This is a genomic window from Streptosporangium sp. NPDC000095 (assembly GCF_042899335.1).
GTDB lineage: Bacteria > Actinomycetota > Actinomycetes > Streptosporangiales > Streptosporangiaceae > Streptosporangium.
This window is the reverse complement of the sequence record NZ_JBIAZS010000041.1, coordinates 1-5495: the sequence shown is the minus strand read 5'-3', so window position 1 is coordinate 5495 and position 5495 is coordinate 1. Positions and strand designations below refer to the sequence as shown.

The following is a 5495-nucleotide window of genomic DNA, read 5'->3' as shown; positions in this document are numbered from 1 at the left end:
GGCGAAGGCAGCCGACCGGATTACTCCACACCCCTACCACGTTGAGATTGATTTGCGGTTTAGGTGGTCTTTTAGCATCACATTAGAGCGATCTTCTGTGTTGTAGGTAAATCGCCGTTATTTAAGACTGATTCTTGTCAGGTGTTGGATGTGATTGCCTTTCTTTCTGCCTATGGCCCTGGCCGGGGCGGAAAGTCGAACAAAAGAGTGCTGGCAGGAGGTCGCACATGGCAGGCGGTACGGACGATGCGAGGAAAGGCAGGGTCGGGCGGCGGTCGCCGTTCACCTTCGGGATCGGTCTTCTCACCCTGATCGGTCTGCTGGGTGCGAGCTGGGCACCTGAGCCAGGCACCGTCACCCCGCGGAAGTGGGCGACCGTGGGAAATGTCGTACCGCTCGAACCGGATGCCGCCCCTGGCCCGGCGACCGGGCACCCACCCGGGCGGCAGGCTCCGGGCACCGCCGCGGGAGCGGGGCGGGCGCCGGCCGACGGACGCCAGGCCGTGGAGGTCAAGGCGGCGCCGCCGGAAGGCGACCGAGCACGTTCGCTGGAACGGAGGCTCGCCGAGGTCGGCCTGCGCGGGCTTCCCGGGAAAGGCACAGAGACGCCGGAGAAGAAGGCCGCGGACGCGAGACCTCGCAGCCGGGCTCGCCGCGCGGCCTGCCCGCCGACCTCCATCATCTGCCTGGAGAACAGCCTGCCGGGAAACCCGCCAAGCGAATGGGACATACCCGGAGCAGGCAGCCCCAGCATCCAGGGATACGCGACCCAGATGAGCGTCGACAAAGGGGAGACCGTCCAGTTCAAGGTGAACACTCCGGCGACCGCCTACCACGTGGACGTCTACCGCATCGGCTACTACGGCGGCATGGGCGCACGAAAGATCACAACGCTCACTCCCTCGGTCCCGCTGCCCCAGGCGCAGCCGCCCTGCCTCACGGATCAGGCGACCGCACTGGTCGACTGCGGGAACTGGGCGGTCTCGGCCTCGTGGGCCGTGCCGGCCACCGCCGTCTCGGGGGTCTACATCGCGAACCTGATCCGCGATGACGCGACACCCGGTGCCAGCCAGATGATATTCGTGATCCGGGACGACGAACGCGGGTCGGACCTGCTGCTGCAGACCTCCGACAGCACCTGGCAGGCGTACAACAAGTACGGCGGCAGCAGTCTCTACTCGGCGAGCGTTCCGGCGGGGCGGGCCTACAAGGTCAGTTACAACCGGCCGTTCATCACGCGCGTCGGGAGCTGCTGCGCCGGTTCGGTGGAGAGCTGGTTCTTCAACGCCGAATACCCCATGATCAGATGGATCGAGGCCAACGGCTACGACGTCAGCTACACCAGCAGTATCGACACCGCGATGCGTGGTCAGCAGATTCTCAACCACAGGGTCTTTCTCTCCGTCGGCCATGACGAGTACTGGTCCGACGACATGCGGGACAACGTCACGAACGCCCGGGACAACGGCGTCAACATAACCTTCTTCTCCGGAAACGAGGGGTTCTGGAAGGGGCGCTGGGAGCAGGCACTGAGCGACGGGACCCCCTTCAGGACCTTCGTCTGCTACAAGGAGACGCTGGCGAACGCCAAGATCGACCCGAGCCCACAGTGGACCGGATCGTGGCGTGATCCACGCTTCTCCCCGCCCTCGAACGGCGGCAGGCCGGAGAACGCGCTGAACGGGACGTGGTTCAGGGTCAACGGCGTCTCCAACGACGCGATAACCGTGTCGGCCGACTTCAGCAAGATGCGAATCTGGCGCAACACCTCCGTGGCGAACCTATCTCCCGGGCAGACGGCCGTCTTCCCCACAGGGACGCTCGGCTACGAATGGGATGTGTCGCCCAGCAACGGGTCAGAACCACCGGGCGTGGCCAGGTATTCAAGCACGATCATGAACCTCACCTCCAAATACCTGCTCGACTACGGCAGTACGTACGGTCTCGGCACCGCGAACCACAACCTGACGCTCTATCGGGCCTCCAGCGGTGCGCTCGTCTTCGGCGCGGGGACCATCCAGTGGTCGTGGGGGCTGGACGCCAACCACGATCGAGCGGGTCCTCCCACCGACATCCGGATGCAGCAGGCGACGGTCAACCTCCTCGCCGACATGCACTCCCAGCCCGCCAGTCTCCAGCCGGGACTGGTCCCGGCCACCGCGTCGACGGACACCAGCCCTCCCACGTCGACGATCACGAGCCCGTCGAACGGAGTCACCCTGCCCGAGCTGACGACCGTCGTGATCAAGGGAACGGCGGCCGACACCGGGGGCGGCGTCGTGGCCGGAATCGAGGTCTCGACCGACGGCGGTAACCGGTGGTTTCCGGCGACGGGCCGGGAGAACTGGCAGTACCGCTGGACGCCCCAGACCACGGGAACCACGACGATCGCGGTCCGGGCGGTCGACGACATCGGCAACCTCCAGGTGATCCCGACCACGATCACCGTCACCGTCTACACGTCGTGTAACGCCTGCACCATCTGGCCGCCCAGTGCCGTGCCCGCCGTCGACTCGGCCAACGACCCCGTGCCGGTCGAGCTCGGGGTGCAGTTCCAGACCACGACCGCGGGCACCATCAGGGGCGTCAGGTTCTACAAGGGCGCGCTCAACACGGGGACGCACACCGGGAACCTCTGGAGCGCGAGCGGGCAACTCCTGGCGAGAGCCACGTTCACCGGCGAGACGGGGAGCGGGTGGCAGCAGGTGGACTTCGACACGCCGGTCGCGGTGACCGCCGGCACGACGTATGTCGCCTCGTATCACACGACATCCGGGAACTACTCGACAACGGTTCCCTACTTCACCACGCAGTACACGAACGGCCCGTTCGTGGTGCCGGCCAGCAGCGTGCAGATCGGTAACGGCGTCTACACCTACAGCGCGACGACCACCTTCCCGACCCGTACCTACCGGGCCAGCAACTACTGGGTCGACGTGCTGTTCGTCCCGGTCAGGAGCCTGTGGGACGACCAGACGGTTCCGCAGGTCCCGTCACAGAACGATCCCAACGCCGTGACGGTCGGTGTCAAGTTCCAGGCGCTGACCGACGGCAACATCGAGGGCATCCGTTTCTACAAGGGCGCGAAGAACACCGGGACGCATGTCGGGAGTCTGTGGACGAGTGACGGGCAGTTGCTCGCCAACGCGACCTTCACCAACGAGACGGCGAGCGGGTGGCAACAGGTGCGCTTCGACACCCCGGTCGCGGTGACCGCCCACACGACGTACGTCGCCTCGTACTTCACGAGTTCGGGGTTCTACTCGCTGACATCCTCGTACTTCACCCAGCCGTACACGAACGGTCCGCTTGTCGCGCTGGGCAATGGCGACGAGGGGGGCAACGGCGTCTACACCTACGGTGCGACGAGCACCTTCCCGACCCGTACCTACCAGGCGAGCAACTACTGGGTCGACGTGTTGTTCGTGCCGTTCACGAGCCTCTGGGAGAGTACGGCGACGCCCGCGGTCACCTCCCAGCCCGACAATCAGCCCGTCACCGTCGGCGTCAAGTTCCAGGCGATGACGAGTGGCAGTATCAGGGGCGTCCGTTTCTACAAGGGCGTGAAGAACACCGGGACGCATGTCGGGAGTCTGTGGACGAGTGACGGGAAGTTGCTCGCCAGCGCGACCTTCGCCGGCGAGACGGCGAGCGGGTGGCAGCAGGTGAACTTTGACACGCCCGTCCCGGTGACGGAGAACACGAATTATGTGGTCTCTTACAACACTTTGTCTGGTTATTATTCGCTGACACGGCCGTATTTCAACGTGCAGTACACGAGCGAACCGCTCATCGCGCCGGCCAGCGGCGCGGTGGGAGGCAACGGTGTCTACACCTACGGCGCGGCGAACCCCTTCCCGGCCAGCACCTACCAGACCAGCAACTACTGGGTCGACGTGGTGTTCGCCGTCGACTAACCTCACCGCACTCGCGAGATCCCGGCCGGCGCCCTCCCCGCCGTGCCGGACGGGTGGCCGGACGGGGGGTCGGACACCGTCGAACCGGCGGTGTCCGGCCTCGTTCCCGCGCCGGAGACGAGCTGCCGCCGCTCCTGGGGGACCCTGGTCCAGGCGACCGCGGACAGCAGGCTCACGACCATGACGATCGGTATCCGCTGCCGGAAGATGAGACCGATGTTGGACATGGTGGTCGTGTACATGATCGTGCACGGTACGGCGAAGAGCAGGAGGATGAGCACCATCTTGCGGTTCTCACCCCACATTCGCCGGATCCCGACGGCCGCGCACCACAGCAGGTAGTACCACAGCACCGTCTCGACCTTCGCCAGCTGTAGCACCAGACTGCCGTCCATCCAGGGGAACGGCGAGAGAAGCGTGTACACCAGCTTCGGCAGGAACGCGCTCCACGGATTGCCGCCGTCGTCGAAGACGATTCCCGAACCTCCCGCGGCGTTGGCCTGAAGGACGGCCTCCGACTGTCCGTGCTCCAGCTGCTCCTGCATCATGCCAACCGGTGTGCTCTCCGCCATATCCGGAAATATCAGGATGGGTACCACGAGTGTGGCCAGGATGGCCAGCACGCACAACGGGAAAGCGCGCCTGAGGCCCGCCAGGCCGAGAATCAGCGGTATCGCGCACATGAAAACCATGTAGGGGCGCACGTTCCAGAGCGTCCACAGCAGCGGCCCGAGAAGAAGGAGTTTGCGCATGTCGAAACGCTGGACGTTCGAAGCGGCGAGGCCGAGACAGGATATGACGAGAAACGCGTTGAATCCGTCCTTGAACGTGTCGGACGTGTGCAGCATGAATGCCGGCATGAATGCCATCAGGGTCATCAGCCTGAACGCCGCGCGCTCGTCGGCGCCGATGAGCCGCGCGAACCTGTACATGACGGCGCACAGCCCGCAGGCGATGAGCGCCACGAGGGCGGTGCAGGCCAGAGGGGCCGGGCCGCCGCACAGATACATGATCGCGGCGAAGACGTTGCACGGCACCGCCACGGAGTAGAGGCTTTCGATCTGATCAGAGGTGACGAACATGAAGCCCTCGCGCTTCCAGTACGCCACGACCTCCAGTGCCCTGCCCTCGTAGACGAAGTTGTCCCCGCCGTACGCGATCGAGTTGGACCGCATCACGAGGACGTGAACGAGCAGTCGTACGACGAAGGCCAGCATCAGCACCCACAGGGCGCGCCGAGCCACCTGCGCGCCGAGGGCCGTCTGAACGACGAACACCAGCCCCACCACGGCGGCCGCGACGATTATGTACTCCACAGAGAATCACCCGTACGATGTCGTAGCCGGATCGAGATTTCGTATGCCGAAGGCGAGTCGGTTCTCCGGCGCGAGGGCGGAGCGGGGGAGTGGGCATTGCCCGCCGACTTTAATGCCGGGCGTGCCCTTACCGCCGGATATGCCATCGTCGGGCCGCCTAAATTCCCGCAAAGAAATACGGGCCCCGGAACAGCCGCCTGCCTGCTCATTTCATCGTCCGGCGCGGCGGAGGGCCGGATAATCCGGGTGGTCGGGTCGGCCT

At 65.2% G+C, this 5495-nt stretch carries 2 protein-coding genes; one reads left to right on the top strand and one right to left on the bottom strand.

The window, feature by feature from the left end:
- Positions 1 to 227: 227 nt before the first annotated feature.
- Positions 228 to 3917: a DUF4082 domain-containing protein gene (locus tag ACFY3V_RS39620; protein ID WP_389780463.1), complete on the top strand. Its 3690-nt coding sequence runs from the start codon at positions 228 to 230 to the stop codon at positions 3915 to 3917.
- A gap of 2 nt (positions 3918 to 3919) precedes the next feature.
- Here the strand turns inward: ACFY3V_RS39620 and ACFY3V_RS39615 are convergent, their stop codons facing one another.
- Positions 3920 to 5233 (bottom strand): hypothetical protein, encoded by a 1314-nt coding sequence (locus tag ACFY3V_RS39615; protein ID WP_389780461.1) that lies wholly within the window; start codon positions 5231 to 5233, stop codon positions 3920 to 3922.
- Between the last annotated feature and the right edge of the window lie 262 nt (positions 5234 to 5495).